We start from the raw sequence: 17,235 nt of genomic DNA, 5'->3' as shown, positions 1-17,235 counted from the left end.
TATTTCTTATTTAGACTTTACCGTACGCATTTCTTCCGCAACAATAACATTTTCATGTTTGCGTTTGCCTCCAAAACGGAAGTTACGACGTTCAATAGCAATCCCACGAGGGAAGACGACCTTTTGACGCCCCTCAGGGACATCTGACATTTTAAAACCTTCTACAATGAGAAAGGCAGAAGGCTCTTTTCGACTTGAAATTTCAAAGATACGGTAAGAGACAGGATTATAATCATTGGCACGGACTTCTTCCATACCTGAGACAAAGACCTCATTTCCTAAGACTTGGTTTTGGTCAACGAATACTTTTGTAATTTCCATTATATTTACCTCAATTTCTATTTTGTTTAGACCGTTTTACGATTTGTCTAGGTCAAAAAATCAACTCATCTTTTTAATCGGCAGGTGCTCTTACTCTGGTCATACCGTCCTCCTTACATTCCAAAATAGGCTTTTTTAACTTTAAATTGAAAAGTCTTTTTACAATTCAAAAGCTGTTTAGCAAACTGGTCATGAGTATCATGGCGTAAAAAAAGACTGTCCATTTCATTCAGACAGTCTCGGTAGCACGTTTTACAGTGTGCAGGGTTAGTATGGTAAATTTTAAGGGAGAAAAGAAACTTCTCATAGATTTGTTGGAATCGTTGTTCAAAATAATTCATGTTGTACCTCCATTCATGATGTAATCCTGTTGCACTTTAAATTTGTAGTGATTTTTCCATTGGACTATTTGAACCGTTGGCAAGCCTAGTTTTTGGTAGTCGTGAAACAACTTATCCATTTTTTCTAGCACTTGATAACATAAGACCTTTTGATAATGCTTATCCGGATAGATTTTCAAAGAAAAAACAAAGTTCTCGTATAATCTCTGAAAACTTTGTTCATAATAGGTCATAGTGTTACCTCACTTTCTTTTAGAATGCGTTAAGTAGCTTTATCAGCTTAGAGGAGTAGAAAATAAAAAAGACAGCTCCATTAAGAACTGTCTATACTAGCATTATTATTAAGTTTCAAGAGCTTTCTTCAACTCTGTCAAGCTACCATAAGAAACAACCGTTTTATCTCGAGAAATCCGTTTAGCTTCAGCCAAGGCGTCTAAGATTTTCGGGTTATAGTTGTTATTGTTGGGCATTTAAATAGACCCCCTAGACACATCATTCAGACGGATAATGTTATCAAACTTATCTTCGTCGCTAATCGTTTTTTTATATTTATCAAAAAATTGTGGCTGCACCGATAACAGATGAGCTAAGAAACGGCTATCAACCTTTAAAGCACTAGATAGGCTCTCCAACGTCAAGACATTTAACAAAATCGTGTTTAACATGCTTCTGACTTTAGATGGTCTTTTTACAATGATTTCGTCATCGAGTTTTTCAAATGTTTTATAATTATTTTTGTTAATCAATCTGTAAAAATATCCATGTTGTGAAGGGCTAACTAAGCCCAACTTAAAGGCACGGTATTCCAGTGCTTGTATGGAAACAGTATACTTCCGTTTTAAGTCAATATAGTTATCGGGATTGCTTACCCGCTTTCCAACAAGATTAGCCATGTCTTGAATAAAGTTTTCTCGTGGAAGTAAAAGGTAAGAAGCAAAGTTATTGGCTTCCGATTCCTTCTCTAAAAACTCATCTCTAGACAAGGTGCTAAAATCAATATTTCGATGTAGGAGAAGGTGTCCTAATTCGTGAGCTAAATCAAAATTTCGTCTCACGGCAGTCTTCCCAGTTCCTAAAATAATAAATGGTCTATTTGTGTTAGACCAGATACTATAGGCGTCTTCATTGTTAGCCATTTTTCTTTCAAAAATATAAATACCAGACTTTTCCAATTGATAGAGAAGGTCACTATTATCGTCAGAGATACCTAGAAACTCTTTAGTAAACAGCGCCAATTCTTCTAGATTATTCTTGTCTGGTTCTTTTTGAGAAAGAATGTTTACTAAATCTATAATTTTTTGATTAGGAATCATCACCATACTTTCAAGAAATACGGTAAGAGAATCCAACGCATTTAGATAAGCTTCTTGTATATCTGTGGCTTTTCGTGTGCTTTCTGCCTCATTTCTGAAAGCTACGGATGTCATGTCAAAATTTGAATTGGAACTTACTTGTGAAAAATAGTCTGAACGTACTCCAAATAAATTGGTCATTTTAAGTCTAACTGATGTTTTAGGAGAGATTTCATTTTTTTCAAATTGCCAAACTGCTTGTTCAGTTATATCTAATTTAGCCGCCAGCTCCTTTCTTGTCATGCCATATAAAAGGCGTAATTGTTTTAATATATCACCGTTAAACACGAGTGAATCCCCCTTTACGTTTTATTTTTTACTTACTTTTCTTCGTTTCAATCACTCCTTCGTCAAAGTTTTCCATGTCCTCATCTTTTTCTTGAGGAGAAGTAGTATTGATAGGGTTTTGACTATTGTTACTATTAATTTGACTTGTTTGAATGTATCTTGATAAGTCTTGTGCTAACCGTAGGTCATTTGAAACGGGATTAGGAAATGTCAGCTCAATACTTGTTATCTCTTCGCCAGATGTTTTATAGGTCAGAACAAAAAAGAAATCGATATCCTCATGAGCAACTTCATCTGGGATTAACAAGATTTCAGAATTTCTATCTTCTTCAAAAAGAGGAATCGGAATCTCAAATAAACCTTCAACAGGCTCTTTGCTTTGACGAATTATTTTTTGGTTAATTCCCAAATAATTTTCAAAATATTTTTTATCCTCATCCTCAGAAAGATTTTCATCACTATTGGACTTAGGAAAGGCTCTTTTTAATGCCTTGTCAGATTTAATGACAAATAAGAATCGACCAAAAGGTGTTTCACAAATATACTCACCGTAGTCCCAATTATATCCAGCTTTTTTTATACTGTAATCTTGTATGAAGCTGATTGTTTGATTCGCAAAAGTTTTGATAAGACGACTATCAATTTTATTTCCTCGTCCATTTTTAGCAGCAGAGTAAATCGGCTCTGTTTTTTCTTTTGCTTTCATTTCTTCGCAAAATTCTTCGTTTCCTTTAAGGAGAGCATCAACAAGTAGTTGACACTGTTCTTCAGATAAAATATCTTCTTGTGTCATTTTATCACCTCTCAATGTAATTTTCTTTATTATACCATATTTCAAAAGAAAATTACAAATACAGATGAAAAAATTAAAGTTTATTGATTGATGTGACTTTGAATTTCAATTTTCTACTCTTCTAAACAGGAAGTCCTGTTTAGGGCGTGCTCATATCGTCGCACACTCATTGTTGTTATCACCGCCCTATAGCTGTACTTGACTAATCTCTGTTATTGTAGTCATCTCACTTCACTATAGCGACAATTAACCGCCTATGCTTACCCCCAGCAGAACGTATCTTACCTGTCAGCATTTCCGACGCCACCAGCGCCAGCAGTTCCCCTTTGTTATCCGGTCAAGAGGGGCAAAAAGCCGAGTGCGTGAGATAACTCCAAAGGATTTTTGTGTTCATCTACTCCAACCTCCTTGACTTTTTGCGATAAAACCTGTACAATAATAATTGCTAAATGATTATTGTGTGTTGGTCAGCTAAGCTTGAGTGAGGTTGTCTGACGCACTTTTTTATTCAATTTTCAAAGGACTATTTCAAATCTTCTTGTTAATATCAACCTTTTTCATACTTTATTAGATTTATCTATTTTATAATTTTAGGTTTAGTATTAACTAGATTCAAACAACCTTCAGGTTGTAAATATATAATACAACTTATAGGTTGTATTGTCAAGAGTTTTTTGTAAAAAAAAATTAAAAAAATATTTTAAGAGGTACAAAAATGTTTCCCGAACGCTTAAAAGCTTTGCGTTTAGAAGCTAATTTAACGCAAAGCGATGTAGCAAAAGAATTTGGAATTTCTCAACAAGCCTATGCTAAATGGGAAAATGCCAAAGCTAACCCGACACAATCAGTTATTACTAAATTAGCGAATTTTTATAATGTATCCATTGATTATTTAATGGGAAAATCTGACTACAAAAATTCTGATGAGATTGACTTATCAACTTTTGAAGTTCTGTATCGGAAAACTTCTAAGAATTTATCTGATGAAGAGAAGAAAATACTAGAAGAAGATTTGAGAGAATTTCTGTTAGAGAGAGAAAAAGCCATTAAAGCTATGAATAAAGAAAAGAAAGACTGATATTTCGTGCAAAGAATTTACTTTAATGTTTGGAATCGTGTAAAACAATCACTTTATCCATTCATGAAATTAAATAAAGTACATCCTCTTTATTATACTTTTCAGGATTACTTCAATTATGAAGTCAACAAGAAAAATATACTTGTCATTCCTCATCATATCCGAATAGATATAGCAGGTTTTAATATCAATGACGATGTTTTAACAATTTCATATCAAGATAGCGATTCTATCAATCGTCAAAATTTCACAAAATGTCATGAATTAGGACACATCTTATTACATCACAGTGGGCGAGTATTCACTGATTTTCATGATGATTCTTTACAAGAAAGAGAAGCTAATTTTTACTCAGCTTTTCTCTTAATGCCTGATATTGTGCTTCTAACTAAGATTTTTTATCAGCAAATGGCTTTTCAAGAGGTAGAAGTAGCACTACAAGTTTCTGGTCAAGCTCTTAAAACTCGTTTGACAGACTTCTTAAACTTTGAGTTAGACATCAATAGACTATCTGCAAAACAAATTGTAGAAGATTATCTAACTAGAAAAAATAAACATATTATCGGTTACTTTGACCAAGTGAAAGACTATATCATCTCTGATTACAATGAATTTGAACCTAGTGCACTAGATAAGTTCAACTATTTAATAAATCAATCAAATTTCATTTCAGATATTGACTTACCAGAGCTAGCAGATACTCAATTCACCTCTTTGATAAAACAATGTTATCCAAAGTTCAAAATCTGGGGATTGTATGATAAGGGGCAATCTATTAGCTATGCTTGGAATCCCAAACAAGTGACAGAAGTAGAAGCTAAACGACATGCAAAACTTCTTTTAATAACAAGAAAATGACCTAGAGAAAATCTCTAAGTCATTTTTTCAATGCCTTTTTATAGGCTTCACTATCCTTTTTGTATGCAATATTTTCATTACCTGAAGTAAAATAACTACCTGTATCATACTTTAAAGTGCCATTTTCTTTTAAATCGTAGGTAACAACAACGTCACGACCGTTAACAGAAAATGTAAAAGTATTATTTTTAGTATCAATATTCGTTATAGCACGGGTTTCATTCTCGTAGAATCTCCCACCATTTTCATTAAACTCTAAAATAAGTTTAGCTTTACCGTCATAGATATCATAATATTTTCCATAAAGACTATTTTGTTTGGAACAAGATATTAGAAATATAGCAGTAATTCCTAAAAGTAATAGACTAAGTATTTTTTTCATTTTCCAAACCTCCCTTATAATATTATACTAGAAAAATGTTACAAATCAGATACAACTATCGAATTTTAAGATAAGATATAGAGTGTACTTTATCTCTAACTATGAACTATTAAAAAATATAACTTGGAACTTTTATAAAAAGATGATATAATTACCGTAATGTAAAAAAGAGGTGATGCCTATGTTGCGTACTGTAGAAATTGAGAAAGAATTGAATATTACACGTCAATCTCTTCATAATTATATTAAACAAGGAGATATTGAGAAACCTTTCAGAGATAGAAAAGGATATTTATGGTCAAATGAAGATATCCAGCAAATAAAAAAAGTGATTAAATCAAAATACGATAATCAACGTCATACACTTTCTCAAGAGAAAAAACTAGAAATCCAAAATAGAAGATATTTGGGAAGTAAACAAAAAATGCTCCCCTTCATTAATGAAGTTGTTGAGAAGCATACTAAAAATGTAAATATCATTGCTGATATTTTCGGAGGAACAGGAGTAGTTGCAGATTTATTCAATCGTCAAGGAAAACAAATAATTGTTAATGATATTTTGTTTAGTAATTTTGTAAGTTATGTAACTTGGTTTGGAAATGATAATGTAGATTTATCAAAAGTTGAATATGAAATTGATAGATTAAATAATCTTAAGGGCATAAGAGGGTATGTCACAGATGTTTTTGGTGATAGATATTTTAGTATAAAAAATGCACAAAAAATAGATGCCATCAGAGAAGAAATAGACTGTTTAACAAACTTAAATGGTAGAGAAAGGTCATGTATAATGACTTCACTTTTATATGCAATGGATAAAGTAGCAAATACTGTTGGGCATTTTGATGCATATAGAAAAAAAATGGATTCCACTCAAGAATTAATTCTTAGAGTACCTAATATTAAAATAAATTCGGGGAATAAATTATTTAATATGGACGCGAATGAATTAGTTAAACATATTAAGGCTGATTTGGTATATATTGATACTCCATATAATTCTAGAGGATATGAGAATGCTTATCATGTCCTAGAAAATGTAGCAGAGTGGAAAAAGCCTAAAGTTGAAGGTGTAGCTCGTAAAGCAGTAAATCGTTCAGAAAAAAGTTCAGATTATACAAAATCTAAAGCACCAATAGCATTTAATAATTTAATTTCAAATATCAATTCAAAATATATTTTAGTTTCTTATAATAATATGGAAAAGAAGGGAAATTCACGTTCTAACGCAAAAATTTCAGGAGAAGAAATAATGGCGATTCTAAATAAAAAAGGAAAGGTTAGCAAGTTTGAAACAGATTTTGCACCATTTACAACGGGTAAATCTCATATTAAGAATCATAAAGAAATACTGTATTTATGTGAAGTCAATTGAGGTATAATAGTGAAAAATTATTACATAAAAAGTGCTTTAAACTATACGGGTGGAAAGCATAAGCTACTACCTCAGTTATTTCAACAATTTCCTCAGCCCGATACTTTCAATCGGTTTATTGATTTATTTGCTGGAGGAGGGGTAGTATCTGTTAATGTTGCTAATGAATTCTTTTCAAGTCTATTTAAAGAAGATGGAGAAATTGTTGTTAATGATAGTGAGTATCATGTTATAGATTTTTTAGAATTTTTATCCCAATCTAAAATTGAAGAAATACTAGAAAAAATATATTTTTATATAAATAAATATGGGTTGTCTAATACTGAGAAATTTGGGTATGCCCCTTATTATATTGGAGATAAGAAAGACGTTAGTGCCTATAATAAGGAAAAATATAAAATTTTACGAGAAGACTACAATAAACATCAAAATAAGCAAGATGAAAATATCTTGTTTTATTTGCTAATAGTTTTTGGATTCAATAATCAAATACGCTTTAATTCTAAAGGAGAGTATAATCTCCCAGTTGGGAAAAGGGATTTCAATAGTCAAATGAAAAATAAATTGATTGAATTCCAAAAAATATTAAGTTCTCATAAGTTCTCCTTTAAAAAAGAAGATTTCCGAAATGTTACGGATATTAAAAAGGGTGATTTCATTTACGCTGACCCCCCATACCGAATAAGTACAGCAACCTATAATGAAAATAATGGTTGGACTTTAAAAGATGACTTAGATTTGTTTGATTACCTTGATAAAGTTGATAGCATTGGTGCTAAGTTTGCAATGTCAAATGTAATTGCTCATAAAGGACAATACAATAAAGAACTTATTGAGTGGAGTAAAAAATATGAAAATAAATCACCATTACGGCTGACATTCAATTATAATAATAGTAATTATCAGTCAAGAGCTAAGAAATCTGAAACTATTGAAGTTCTAATAAAGAATTATTGAATAGTAAGGAAGTATCCCGTACTTCCTTTTTTATTTTAATGTTATAATAAAAGTAATCTAAGTACTAAAAATGATAGTGAGGAGACATGAATGAAAGTCGCTGAAGACTCAAAGTTTAATATGTGGAATACGAATGGTAGGAGAAAAGATATAACTGATGCTTATACAAAATATTTAACTATACTAAATGAGGAATTTGAAAGTGGAAATTATGAGTGGGATAGTTTTCCAAAAAGTGTTGGACAATTCGTTTTTTATATGCTTGCAATCCAATCCAGTCCAGAAATTTTTAAAGACACAAACAAATTGGATAGCTTTAATAAATATTTAGAAAAGAGTGAATATGCAAATTCTTTTTGGGCTCTAGATGAAGAAACATTTGAAAGCTTGCCAAAAGGGCAAATACTTCTAGAGGATTTGGATAAAAATCTTGAAGCAAGAGCGAGACATTATACTAGTAATTTAACAAAAATAGGGTTTGCATACAACAACAGAAAAATTTCAACTGTAGGTAAGTCTTATCTTAATGAAAAAGTTGGTCAACTCGATACATTTGAAAAACTTTTGCCAATCAACTCAATAAATTTAATTCTATTACGGCAGCTTTCAAAATTAAGAGTATATTCAAAAGATGGTAGTATGTACTACTCACCATTTAATTTACTATTATATACTTTGTTGAAGTATAATAGGATATCAGATTCAGTTTTGTTTAAAATGATTGAATTACTAAATCCTAAATTTCCAGTAAATCCTGACACATTTTTGGACCGAGTTTTAACAACCACCTTTGAAGAGGTGCAATTGTCTTATAATAATAGAATATCCGGGAATGACGAATTTCCAGATTTTCAAGGAGTCATGCAGTATGAGGATTTTTCAAAGTACTTTACAAGTCAGAAAGATTCAACTCAGTCACAGATATATTATGAGTTTTATTTAAAAAATTACAGATTTGTTCAAAATAAAACGCAAAAATCCTTAGATATCTTAATAGAATTATTGAAAAATAAGTCAAAAGGGAAGGTTATAAAAACTGCATTTGGTGGTAAGGAATCAGTTTATAATACTAGAAAAACTAGAATTGAAGAGTTCCTAACAGAGAATGCTGACAAGGTATATTTGACAGATGGTACAAATAATGCGATGTACTACTCAGAGTTTAGATTTAGTAAGCGCAATTCAGATGTAAGAGAGTACAACAGAAATTTTAGAAAAGTGGCATTGGCAACAGGAATTTTACATGTCAATAATGGTATAGCTGAATTGGCTTACCGAAATCTTTGGGAAAAATTTTTAAATTTAGATGTACTCCAAAATAATATTTTTGTTCCAAGTACTAAAGAGGATATGGAATTTTATGAAAATAGTTATGGTTCAGTCTTCTATAATAATATTACTTTATCTAAAATTTATGGATATGACGAAAATCAAGTAGTTTCTATAGTTCGGGAAATTACAAATGAATTGTCTTTATCTACTGCAGATGAAGTAAAAGGACATTTACAGTCTCAAATATCTATAGAATTTAAAGAATTTGTTCATAGAACTTTTCCAAAAGATAAAATAATAGAAATTCTTCCATTGTTCTCGGATAGAAGCAATGATAAGATTATTCAAAAAATGGTTGGAGTAGAATCATCTGTACCAACCATTTATGAGTACATAGTAGGTTTAGCTTGGTACTACTTGAGTGATAAAGATTATGATTTACATTCCAGTTTTAATTTAACAATGACAGCTGATTTTTTACCAGAAAAATTTGCTGGTGGCGGCTACGGTGATATAGTTGCAGTATACGATGATGAAATTGTTCAGTTGGAAGTAACCTTAATGGATAGAAACACTCAAAAGCGGGGAGAATGGGAACCTGTTCTTCGGCATGCTGCAAACTTAACAATAGATGAAGAACCTAAGCCAGTAACTACATTGTTTGTAGCAGATGAACTTGATGACAATACTATAAATATATGGCGTGCGGTAGCAAGTGTTCCTCTGAAATCTAGCAGGGAAGTTCAAACCTTTGGAAAAACTGCAGAAAATGTAAAAATTATGCCATTAAAAAATATTGAACTGAGGGATTTACTAAGTAACAATGTTAATAGCACCCTTCTATTAACGAATATCGACACATCTTTCTCTTCTTTATCGCAAGAGTTTGATGTGAATTGGAGAAAAACTATCCTAGATTTTTAGAAACATGGAGACGGTATTATGTTCAAATTTTTTTCAAATGAATCAGAATGGGATATATTTAAATCAGTAATATATAGTTGTGAAGCTATATATACAAAATCAAAAAAAGAACAAAAATTAGCTGATAAAATTTGTAATTCAATCTGGAATGATAATACAGATACAAGACCAGATTTTATCACTAATGATATGATGATAGAAATGTTTGAAGTTGATGATATAGTTGCTAAGAAAAAAGGAAGAGAGAATCCTCAAAGAAAAGCAGATGCTCGAGCATTAAGAGAAGTGGAAAGACTTATTCAACAGTTTCCAGAGGGAACATTTGCAGATGACTTAAAAATTATTGCTCACGGGGATACAAGGTATAATCCCAAATCTGATAATTTTATTCCTGATGATTCAGTAAGTCATCATAATTATAGAGCTTATTTAAGTAATTTTCAGAGAATCTGTCAGAAACATTTAAATAGTGTTGAAGCATATAGAAAAAACTATCCTAACAAAAAATTGGGATTTCTAATTGTAGATGATTCTACTTTTTATATAACGAGAAAACAATTTCAAACTAATCCTATCTCAACTAAGGAAGCTTTTCTTGACTATCCATTTTTTGATAAAAATTTTATGAATCTATTTATAACATCGAAAGTTGACTTTGTTATGTGGGCATTTAATAATAAATACTTTTATACAAGTGAATTTCCACATGGTGAAGCTTCCCCGTTTCCAACTATAGCTTTAATCTCAAAGGATAACTATTATACCAGGTATTCTAAGTATTTTGATGTAAATTCTATGGTTTCACTAGAGGAATAAAAAGTTATTATATAAAACATAATGGAAGAAGTGAGGTGTACAATGGGGAAATTATTTCAGCAGCAGGAAGTGTTAATACTTATTTTAGGTTCTATAATTTCTTTGATTTCTACAATAATAGGTTTTTTTGCACAAACTTTTGTAACTTCAATACTTGCAAACAAGGGAAAAGTAAAAATCTATATTAAATCAGTTTACAATAAAATGACTGGTAAACCTTGGGGATTCCAAAATAGTGCATCCCAAGGTTTAATGTTTGATGTTCCATTATGGATAGAAATTCACAATATGAAATCAACTAAACAAGTTATTAGAAATATTAACCTAGTCTTGTATAATCATAGAAAGGTGATTGGTAAGACTGTTCAATTAAGCCATTATGAAGAAGATGGTGAAAGCAAGCCTTATGGAGAAAATGGCTCCTATACCTTTTTGCTAGCTGGAAATGAAATTAAACGGTTTGATTTAGAATTTGCAATCTTACAAAAAGATATGGAAGGAAAAAACTTTGATGAAGTAAGAATTTCATATTATGATTCAAAGGATAACTATCATGAGACACCTATTTTTAAAATTAATGAACCTTGGAAAATATCGAAAAATAAAATAGATAATGACTGGAGATTAATAAATTAAACATAGGTATAGGCATACATGATTTTTCTACTTTTTAGAGAAATTCTGCCCCAATTTTTCTCCCCAAAAATAACAAAATAAGCTACTTTTTAAGTAGTCTAGATTATCCAAATGCTTTAAAATCAGCAAATCAATTTTAATTAAAATATCAAAATATCGGCCGCCGGTATAGTTGATTTGACAAGGTTTCTAAGCCTTGTCTTTTGTTTTGTGCCTGTAGTTTCTCTTGTTTGAGTTATAGTTAATTGAAATAGGGATAGGACAAAAGAGCCTCAAGAAAAGTATCGCAATTTGGCAATACTTTTCTGAGGTGTTTTTTGATATGAGCCCATGTTTTCTCAATAGGATTATACTCAGGTGAGTATGGAGGGAGTGGTAAAAGTTTATGCCCATACTCTTCACATAAGTGCTCTAGCCTACTCATTCTATGGAATCTTGCATTATCCATAATATTAGACTTGTTCGGTAACTACATCATCTCATGGTTGATGATGCCACAAATCAACTCAGCTCTTAATTCAAACCGTTTTCTACGATTACGATAGGTCTGTGCCATGATTTGAAAGGTTTTAAATTTGGCATTAAAGTGCTCAACTTCAATACGCATTTTAGCTATCTCTCGATTCAACCGTCTATCCTCTTCGGTTAAGAGGTGATGTTTAGAACGCTTAGCAGGAATAAAGGTATTTTCGTGAAATTTCAAGATGCCTAAATACCCTAAATCTACGAAAACAAGAGTATTTTGGGGCAAACTATAGCCAATACTCTCCTTAAAAAGGGTAAAATCATGCGTATGGCCATCTGAAAAAGCCAATTGACAAGCACGATGGCTAGTCAAATCAAGCATGATTTGAGTTTTTATGGTATGTCTTTTCTTTTTACCAGAATAATTCTTGCTTTGGTTTTTTTAGGGCGTTGAATAGGACTTTCAGTGACATCAATGGCAACAGTGGCGCTAGGTGCTTCCAAGTGGTCTAAATCAAAGAGACCTGAAGAACGAAGGGTGTCCTCTACCCATGTAATGGTCTCATTGACAGTTGCCACACCTACACCAAAATCAAATGCCAACAAGCGTTGAGTGGGGTAATAGCGTAAGTAGCGCAAGGTCATGATGAGCTGCTCTTCCATACTTAGACGGCGTGGGCGTCCTCCTTTCCGGTGTTGCTCTTGATAAGCGTCAGTGAGACAATCAAGCATCAGTTGAAACGTCGCTTTTTTAACACCTATCAACAATTTGAAATTCTCTGAGTTTAATTTTAAGGCTTTTTCGTATGTTGTTTCCATAGCTTTAGTATACCACCTTTGAGTTACCGAACAAGTCTAATAACTGACGGTGTGCTTAATGTTGGCAGCAGAAATTTCTGAAACCAGGCTTCAAAAAAGTCGCTCGTCATTGTTTCTTCATAAGTCATCGGAGCGATTAGCTCACCATTTATAGTTGTTTAGTTTCTATGTAGTATGCGCTATACTATACTTATGAAAAGTTACGGAATAGATTTTAGAAAACGAGTTATTAATTATGTAGAGGCTGGTCATTCCAAAAAAGAAACCTGTCAGTTATTTGGGATTAGCACTAATACGCTGTATCTTTGGGAGAAACAACTCAAAGAAGCTGATTTCTTTCTTATCAAGAATATTCTTGATAACGTAGAGGTGTTTAGCGACTTCATTGGCCGTTTTGTTGTCAAGTAATCGAGCGAAGATAAAGTTACAGAAGGATAGGTTAAAGGTGAGAAGTACCTTTCCGCCTATCCGTCCAGTAACGGTGTCCATTTCCAGCCAATAGCTGATGCCTTCTTTTGTAAGAAAGCGTTGGAAGTCCTCATAAGACCGCCCTTCTTTGACTTTTTTAGGAATAGGAGGAAGATCTCTGGTTCTCCGTTTTCTGAATTTCACGACACGTGGGAAATCAATGGGCTTTGTGGAAAGATATCCTTTTTCAAGGTAACGATAGATAGAAGCTCTGGATGCCGAAAGTTCGTTGGAAGCGATGATGTGGTTGAGATGTTGTCCTTTTTGGATGGCAGAAGAGACAATAGCGTCCATGTGATAGAATTCTTCCTTGTTTAGGGCAACACCTGTTCTCGACTCCGAGAGCTTAGCTTCATAATCAAGCTGAGCTCTTTTGGCATAGTAGAACTGTTTCTGGTATCCACAGTTCAATCTCTTTTTCGGACAGGCATTACACACATAGGGAGTCTTTTTGAGTAGAGGGCAGGCCTCACAATTGGAAGTACTAGAGTTCTCTTTTATCACCCTATTTCTCCGAACTTCTTTTGAGATTGTGGACGGGTCTTTTCCTAACTTAGCTGCTATAGCTGAGAAGGGCTTGAGCTGTTCAATTCCTATTTGAATATCATTGCGATCAGAGAGAGTTAAGTGTTTGTTTTTCATTGTCAGTTACCAACTTGTCCCATAGTAAGTTCTACCTTATTTTTTTGTCTCAGTCTAATTTCCAGCTTTGGGGGTAGACTAGAACTTACTTTGAGAATTTAGGGGACGAAAAAAGGTAAATAAAAATATAAAAAATGCTTGCAAAGGCCTGTGAAATCTGGTATTATATACTGGTGCTGTAAAAAACAGCTTTAGCTATGATGCAAGAGGTTGCGACACGCTCGGTTGCATTGCCACGCAATAGCGTGTTGGTTTTCTTGAGGAGCTAGCCTATTATCTTAAATAGACGAAAAGGAGAAAAAGATGGCAAACAAAAAAATCCGTATCCGTTTAAAAGCCTACGAGCATCGTACACTGGATACAGCGGCAGAAAAGATCGTTGAAACTGCGACACGTACAGGTGCTACAGTTGCTGGACCAGTTCCACTTCCAACTGAGCGTAGCCTTTACACAATTATTCGTGCGACGCACAAATATAAAGATTCTCGCGAACAATTTGAAATGCGTACGCACAAACGTCTTGTTGACATCATTAACCCAACACAAAAAACGGTTGATGCTTTGATGAAGCTTGACTTGCCAAGTGGTGTTAATGTAGAGATCAAACTTTAATCGTTTGAAAAGCAAGTAAGAAGTAGGTTCGGATGTAACTGAACGCAGGCTGAACTCTGTGTGAGAAAGACAAATCTTTCTAGAAAGTAATGTTTCTTCGTCGGTTTTCTTATTTTTACATTGAGTTTGAGTCTTCAGTATCTTACTTTGAGCACAAAAAACGCTCGTTAAAAACTTTTTTGAGCATGAAAAACGCTCATAAAAAACTTTTTAAATACAAATAAGAAAAGGAAATATTTTCTCATGACAAAAGGAATCTTAGGGAAAAAAGTGGGAATGACTCAAATCTTCACTGAAAACGGTGAATTTATCCCTGTTACTGTCATCGAAGCGACTCCAAACGTTGTGCTTCAAGTGAAAACTGTTGAAACAGATGGTTACGAAGCAGTTCAAGTTGGTTTTGATGACAAACGTGAAGTATTGAGCAACAAACCTGCCAAAGGCCATGTAGCAAAAGCTAACACTGCTCCTAAGCGCTTCATTCGTGAATTCAAAAACATTGAAGGCTTGGAAGTTGGACAAGAAATTACAGTTGAAACTTTCGCAGCTGGGGATGTTGTTGATGTAACTGGTACATCTAAAGGTAAAGGTTTCCAAGGTGTTATCAAACGCCATGGTCAATCACGTGGGCCTATGGCTCACGGTTCTCGTTACCACCGTCGTCCAGGTTCTATGGGACCTGTTGCGCCTAACCGTGTTTTCAAAAATAAGCACTTGGCAGGACGTATGGGTGGCAATCGTGTAACAATTCAAAATCTTGAAATTGTACAAGTTATTCCTGAGAAGAACGTTATCCTAATCAAAGGTAACGTACCTGGTGCTAAGAAATCTCTTATCACTATCAAATCAGCTGTCAAAGCTGCTAAATAATAAGAAAGGAGAAAACAGTTAAAATGGCAAACGTAAAACTATTTGACCAAACTGGTAAAGAAGTTAGTTCAGTTGAATTAAACGACGCTATCTTCGGTATCGAACCAAACGAATCAGTAGTATTTGATGTCGTTATCAGCCAACGTGCTGGCCTTCGCCAAGGGACTCATGCAGTTAAAAACCGCTCAGCAGTATCTGGTGGCGGACGTAAACCATGGCGTCAAAAAGGAACTGGACGTGCGCGTCAAGGTTCTATCCGCTCACCACAATGGCGTGGTGGTGGTGTTGTCTTCGGACCTACTCCGCGTTCATATGGATACAAACTTCCACAAAAAGTTCGTCGCCTTGCTTTGAAATCTGTTTACTCAGCAAAAGTTGCTGAAGATAAATTTGTAGCTGTAGAAAGCCTTTCATTTGCAGCTCCAAAAACTGCTGAATTTGCAAACGTACTTTCAGCACTTAACGTTGATTCAAAAGTACTTGTAATCCTTGAAGAAGGAAATGAATTTGCAGCGCTTTCTGCACGTAACCTTCCAAACGTAACGGTTGCAACTGCAACTACTGCAAGTGTTCTTGACATCGTGAACGCAGACAAACTTCTTGTTACTAAAGAAGCAATCTCTACAATTGAGGAGGTTCTTGCATAATGAATTTGTACGACGTAATCAAAAAACCAGTTATTACTGAAAAATCTATGTACGACCTCGAAGCAGGGAAATACACATTTGAAGTTGACACTCGTGCACACAAACTTTTGATCAAACAAGCTATTGAAGCAGCGTTTGACGGAGTTAAAGTTGCGAACGTGAACACTGTAACAGTTAAACCTAAAGCTAAACGCGTAGGACGTTACACAGGTTTCACAAGCAAAACTAAAAAAGCTATCATCACTCTTACAGCTGATTCTAAAGCAATCGAGTTGTTTGCAGCCGAAGCTGAATAATCAAAGGAGGAATTAACGTGGGTATTAAAGTTTATAAACCAACGACAAATGGCCGTCGTAATATGACTTCTTTGGACTTTGCTGAAATCACAACAAGCACTCCTGAGAAATCATTGCTTGTTTCATTGAAAAACAAAGCTGGTCGTAACAACAATGGTCGTATCACTGTACGTCACCAAGGTGGCGGGCACAAACGTCATTACCGTTTGATTGACTTCAAACGTAATAAAGACGGTGTTGAAGCAGTTGTTAAAACTATTGAGTATGATCCAAACCGTACAGCTAATATTGCTCTTGTACACTACACTGATGGAGTTAAAGCTTACATTCTTGCACCAAAAGGTCTTGAAGTAGGACAACGCATCGTTTCAGGTCCTGATGCGGATATCAAAGTAGGTAATGCGCTTCCGCTTGCAAACATTCCGGTTGGTACAGTTATCCACAACATTGAATTGCAACCTGGGAAAGGTGCTGAATTGATTCGTGCTGCGGGAACATCTGCTCAAGTGCTTGGTCAAGAAGGTAAATATGTTCTTGTTCGTCTTCAATCAGGCGAAGTTCGCATGATTCTTGGAACTTGTCGTGCAACGGTTGGTACTGTTGGTAATGAACAACAATCACTTGTTAACTTGGGTAAAGCTGGTCGTAGCCGTTGGATGGGTATTCGTCCTACTGTTCGTGGTTCTGTAATGAACCCTAACGATCACCCACACGGTGGTGGTGAAGGTAAGGCGCCAGTTGGACGTAAAGCACCGTCTACTCCTTGGGGTAAACCTGCGCTTGGTCTTAAAACTCGTAACAAAAAAGCTAAATCTGACAAACTTATTGTTCGTCGCCGTAACGAAAAATAGGCGGCCGAGCAGAAGGTTGTTAAAACTTCGTAGCGAGACCCCCGCACAGTTGACGAGGAAAATAGCAAGTTGAAAAATGCCGTTATTTGACTGTCAACCACTGCGCCGGTCGGTTATGATAAATCCGCCAGCTCGGTAGGGTAAGTTGGGTTATTCTCCCAGCTCCCAAGCC

Annotated in this window: 21 protein-coding genes and 4 pseudogenes; 13 read left to right on the top strand and 12 right to left on the bottom strand. The window is 34.2% G+C overall.

The window, feature by feature from the left end:
• Positions 1-6: 6 nt before the first annotated feature.
• The 6 genes from ABZ559_RS12205 to ABZ559_RS12180 all read right to left on the bottom strand — a co-directional run bounded on the left by ABZ559_RS12205 (position 7) and on the right by ABZ559_RS12180 (position 3,095).
• Complete coding sequence (locus ABZ559_RS12205; RefSeq protein ID WP_000406626.1) at positions 7-321, bottom strand: hypothetical protein; 315 nt, start codon at positions 319-321, stop codon at positions 7-9.
• 113 nt (positions 322-434) lie between these two features.
• Positions 435-662 carry a TetR family transcriptional regulator gene (locus ABZ559_RS12200; RefSeq protein WP_115341343.1) on the bottom strand — a complete coding sequence of 76 codons (228 nt, stop codon included), beginning with the start codon at positions 660-662 and terminating at the stop codon, positions 435-437.
• Positions 659-895, bottom strand: coding sequence for a hypothetical protein (locus tag ABZ559_RS12195; RefSeq protein ID WP_367006608.1), 237 nt, complete (start codon positions 893-895; stop codon positions 659-661). The genes ABZ559_RS12200 and ABZ559_RS12195 overlap by 4 nt, the downstream gene beginning before the upstream one ends.
• Before the next feature lie 108 nt (positions 896-1,003).
• Positions 1,004-1,132 (bottom strand): hypothetical protein, encoded by a 129-nt coding sequence (locus ABZ559_RS12190; protein ID WP_257235469.1) that lies wholly within the window; start codon positions 1,130-1,132, stop codon positions 1,004-1,006.
• A complete protein-coding gene (locus tag ABZ559_RS12185) occupies positions 1,133-2,302 on the bottom strand; it encodes an XRE family transcriptional regulator (RefSeq protein WP_115341345.1) in 1,170 nt (389 codons plus the stop codon).
• A gap of 28 nt (positions 2,303-2,330) precedes the next feature.
• The gene (locus tag ABZ559_RS12180; RefSeq protein WP_367006605.1) at positions 2,331-3,095 is read right to left on the bottom strand and encodes a hypothetical protein; all 765 of its coding nucleotides are present in this window, start codon (positions 3,093-3,095) and stop codon (positions 2,331-2,333) included.
• Between the two features lie 715 nt (positions 3,096-3,810).
• On the opposite strand from ABZ559_RS12180, the gene ABZ559_RS12175 reads away from it, so the two are divergent.
• The gene (locus ABZ559_RS12175; RefSeq protein WP_002270986.1) at positions 3,811-4,173 is read left to right on the top strand and encodes a helix-turn-helix domain-containing protein; all 363 of its coding nucleotides are present in this window, start codon (positions 3,811-3,813) and stop codon (positions 4,171-4,173) included.
• 6 nt (positions 4,174-4,179) lie between these two features.
• Entirely contained in the window at positions 4,180-5,031 is an 852-nt protein-coding gene (locus ABZ559_RS12170; RefSeq protein WP_181877521.1) for an ImmA/IrrE family metallo-endopeptidase, read from the top strand.
• A 19-nt stretch (positions 5,032-5,050) separates the two neighbouring features.
• Here the strand turns inward: ABZ559_RS12170 and ABZ559_RS12165 are convergent, their stop codons facing one another.
• Positions 5,051-5,413 (bottom strand): hypothetical protein, encoded by a 363-nt coding sequence (locus ABZ559_RS12165; protein ID WP_115341347.1) that lies wholly within the window; start codon positions 5,411-5,413, stop codon positions 5,051-5,053.
• Between the two features lie 181 nt (positions 5,414-5,594).
• Here ABZ559_RS12165 and ABZ559_RS12160 point away from each other — a divergent pair, with 181 nt between their 5' ends.
• The 5 genes from ABZ559_RS12160 (at position 5,595) to ABZ559_RS12140 (ending at position 11,393) form a co-directional block, all read left to right on the top strand.
• On the top strand, positions 5,595-6,788 hold the full coding sequence (locus ABZ559_RS12160) for a DNA adenine methylase (protein WP_115341348.1): 1,194 nt from the start codon (positions 5,595-5,597) through the stop codon (positions 6,786-6,788).
• A gap of 9 nt (positions 6,789-6,797) precedes the next feature.
• Entirely contained in the window at positions 6,798-7,745 is a 948-nt protein-coding gene (locus ABZ559_RS12155) for a Dam family site-specific DNA-(adenine-N6)-methyltransferase (protein WP_258862865.1), read from the top strand.
• 90 nt (positions 7,746-7,835) lie between these two features.
• Positions 7,836-9,941: an AlwI family type II restriction endonuclease gene (locus tag ABZ559_RS12150; RefSeq protein WP_367006603.1), complete on the top strand. Its 2,106-nt coding sequence runs from the start codon at positions 7,836-7,838 to the stop codon at positions 9,939-9,941.
• An 18-nt stretch (positions 9,942-9,959) separates the two neighbouring features.
• The gene (locus ABZ559_RS12145; protein WP_367006602.1) at positions 9,960-10,757 is read left to right on the top strand and encodes a hypothetical protein; all 798 of its coding nucleotides are present in this window, start codon (positions 9,960-9,962) and stop codon (positions 10,755-10,757) included.
• A gap of 42 nt (positions 10,758-10,799) precedes the next feature.
• On the top strand, positions 10,800-11,393 hold the full coding sequence (locus ABZ559_RS12140) for a hypothetical protein (RefSeq protein ID WP_115341352.1): 594 nt from the start codon (positions 10,800-10,802) through the stop codon (positions 11,391-11,393).
• Positions 11,394-11,634: 241 nt separating this feature from the next.
• Here the strand turns inward: ABZ559_RS12140 and ABZ559_RS12135 are convergent.
• From ABZ559_RS12135 to ABZ559_RS12120, 4 genes and pseudogenes are all read right to left on the bottom strand, one after another.
• Positions 11,635-11,922: pseudogene (locus ABZ559_RS12135) on the bottom strand (transposase); the annotation flags it as partial.
• Between the two features lie 15 nt (positions 11,923-11,937).
• Positions 11,938-12,240: pseudogene (locus ABZ559_RS12130) on the bottom strand (transposase); the annotation flags it as partial.
• 11 nt (positions 12,241-12,251) lie between these two features.
• A complete protein-coding gene (locus ABZ559_RS12125) occupies positions 12,252-12,677 on the bottom strand; it encodes a transposase family protein (protein ID WP_367006600.1) in 426 nt (141 codons plus the stop codon).
• Between the two features lie 38 nt (positions 12,678-12,715).
• Positions 12,716-12,829: pseudogene (locus ABZ559_RS12120) on the bottom strand (IS630 family transposase); the annotation flags it as partial.
• Positions 12,830-12,851: 22 nt separating this feature from the next.
• Between ABZ559_RS12120 and ABZ559_RS12115 the strand changes: the two are divergent.
• Entirely contained in the window at positions 12,852-13,085 is a 234-nt protein-coding gene (locus ABZ559_RS12115) for a helix-turn-helix domain-containing protein (RefSeq protein ID WP_367006598.1), read from the top strand.
• Here the strand turns inward: ABZ559_RS12115 and ABZ559_RS12110 are convergent.
• Positions 13,029-13,787, bottom strand: a pseudogene (locus ABZ559_RS12110) (helix-turn-helix domain-containing protein); the annotation flags it as partial. The gene ABZ559_RS12115 and the pseudogene ABZ559_RS12110 sit on opposite strands and share 57 nt — an antisense overlap.
• Before the next feature lie 303 nt (positions 13,788-14,090).
• Between ABZ559_RS12110 and rpsJ the strand changes: the two are divergent.
• The 5 genes from rpsJ to rplB all read left to right on the top strand — a co-directional run bounded on the left by rpsJ (position 14,091) and on the right by rplB (position 17,063).
• Entirely contained in the window at positions 14,091-14,399 is a 309-nt protein-coding gene (gene rpsJ / locus ABZ559_RS12105; RefSeq protein WP_001284518.1) for a 30S ribosomal protein S10, read from the top strand.
• A gap of 243 nt (positions 14,400-14,642) precedes the next feature.
• Complete coding sequence (gene rplC / locus ABZ559_RS12100) at positions 14,643-15,269, top strand: 50S ribosomal protein L3 (protein ID WP_273405067.1); 627 nt, start codon at positions 14,643-14,645, stop codon at positions 15,267-15,269.
• 23 nt (positions 15,270-15,292) lie between these two features.
• Positions 15,293-15,916 (top strand): 50S ribosomal protein L4, encoded by a 624-nt coding sequence (gene rplD, locus ABZ559_RS12095; RefSeq protein ID WP_367006596.1) that lies wholly within the window; start codon positions 15,293-15,295, stop codon positions 15,914-15,916.
• Positions 15,916-16,212, top strand: coding sequence for a 50S ribosomal protein L23 (locus ABZ559_RS12090; protein WP_018376772.1), 297 nt, complete (start codon positions 15,916-15,918; stop codon positions 16,210-16,212). The genes rplD and ABZ559_RS12090 overlap by 1 nt, the downstream gene beginning before the upstream one ends.
• 17 nt (positions 16,213-16,229) lie before the next feature.
• The gene (gene rplB, locus ABZ559_RS12085) at positions 16,230-17,063 is read left to right on the top strand and encodes a 50S ribosomal protein L2 (protein ID WP_273405066.1); all 834 of its coding nucleotides are present in this window, start codon (positions 16,230-16,232) and stop codon (positions 17,061-17,063) included.
• Positions 17,064-17,235: the final 172 nt, after the last annotated feature.

It is taken from the genome of Streptococcus sp. ZY19097 (genome assembly GCF_040731245.1).
Taxonomy (GTDB): domain Bacteria; phylum Bacillota; class Bacilli; order Lactobacillales; family Streptococcaceae; genus Streptococcus; species Streptococcus orisratti.
Note: the sequence above shows the minus strand (reverse complement) of the source record. Positions and strands in the feature narration are given on the sequence as shown.

What these genes read in the sequence shown, in the direction of transcription:
- ABZ559_RS12205 (WP_000406626.1), bottom strand. Translation starts at nt 321, where the DNA reads ATGGAAATTACAAAAGTATTCGTTGACCAAAACCAAGTCTTAGGAAAT.
- ABZ559_RS12200 (WP_115341343.1), bottom strand. Translation starts at nt 662, where the DNA reads ATGAATTATTTTGAACAACGATTCCAACAAATCTATGAGAAGTTTCTT.
- ABZ559_RS12195 (WP_367006608.1), bottom strand. Translation starts at nt 895, where the DNA reads ATGACCTATTATGAACAAAGTTTTCAGAGATTATACGAGAACTTTGTT.
- ABZ559_RS12190 (WP_257235469.1), bottom strand. Translation starts at nt 1,132, where the DNA reads ATGCCCAACAATAACAACTATAACCCGAAAATCTTAGACGCCTTGGCT.
- ABZ559_RS12180 (WP_367006605.1), bottom strand. Translation starts at nt 3,095, where the DNA reads ATGACACAAGAAGATATTTTATCTGAAGAACAGTGTCAACTACTTGTT.
- ABZ559_RS12175 (WP_002270986.1), top strand. Translation starts at nt 3,811, where the DNA reads ATGTTTCCCGAACGCTTAAAAGCTTTGCGTTTAGAAGCTAATTTAACG.
- ABZ559_RS12165 (WP_115341347.1), bottom strand. Translation starts at nt 5,413, where the DNA reads ATGAAAAAAATACTTAGTCTATTACTTTTAGGAATTACTGCTATATTT.
- ABZ559_RS12160 (WP_115341348.1), top strand. Translation starts at nt 5,595, where the DNA reads ATGTTGCGTACTGTAGAAATTGAGAAAGAATTGAATATTACACGTCAA.
- ABZ559_RS12150 (WP_367006603.1), top strand. Translation starts at nt 7,836, where the DNA reads ATGAAAGTCGCTGAAGACTCAAAGTTTAATATGTGGAATACGAATGGT.
- ABZ559_RS12145 (WP_367006602.1), top strand. Translation starts at nt 9,960, where the DNA reads ATGTTCAAATTTTTTTCAAATGAATCAGAATGGGATATATTTAAATCA.
- ABZ559_RS12140 (WP_115341352.1), top strand. Translation starts at nt 10,800, where the DNA reads ATGGGGAAATTATTTCAGCAGCAGGAAGTGTTAATACTTATTTTAGGT.
- ABZ559_RS12125 (WP_367006600.1), bottom strand. Translation starts at nt 12,677, where the DNA reads ATGGAAACAACATACGAAAAAGCCTTAAAATTAAACTCAGAGAATTTC.
- ABZ559_RS12115 (WP_367006598.1), top strand. Translation starts at nt 12,852, where the DNA reads ATGCGCTATACTATACTTATGAAAAGTTACGGAATAGATTTTAGAAAA.
- rpsJ (WP_001284518.1), top strand. Translation starts at nt 14,091, where the DNA reads ATGGCAAACAAAAAAATCCGTATCCGTTTAAAAGCCTACGAGCATCGT.
- rplC (WP_273405067.1), top strand. Translation starts at nt 14,643, where the DNA reads ATGACAAAAGGAATCTTAGGGAAAAAAGTGGGAATGACTCAAATCTTC.
- rplD (WP_367006596.1), top strand. Translation starts at nt 15,293, where the DNA reads ATGGCAAACGTAAAACTATTTGACCAAACTGGTAAAGAAGTTAGTTCA.
- ABZ559_RS12090 (WP_018376772.1), top strand. Translation starts at nt 15,916, where the DNA reads ATGAATTTGTACGACGTAATCAAAAAACCAGTTATTACTGAAAAATCT.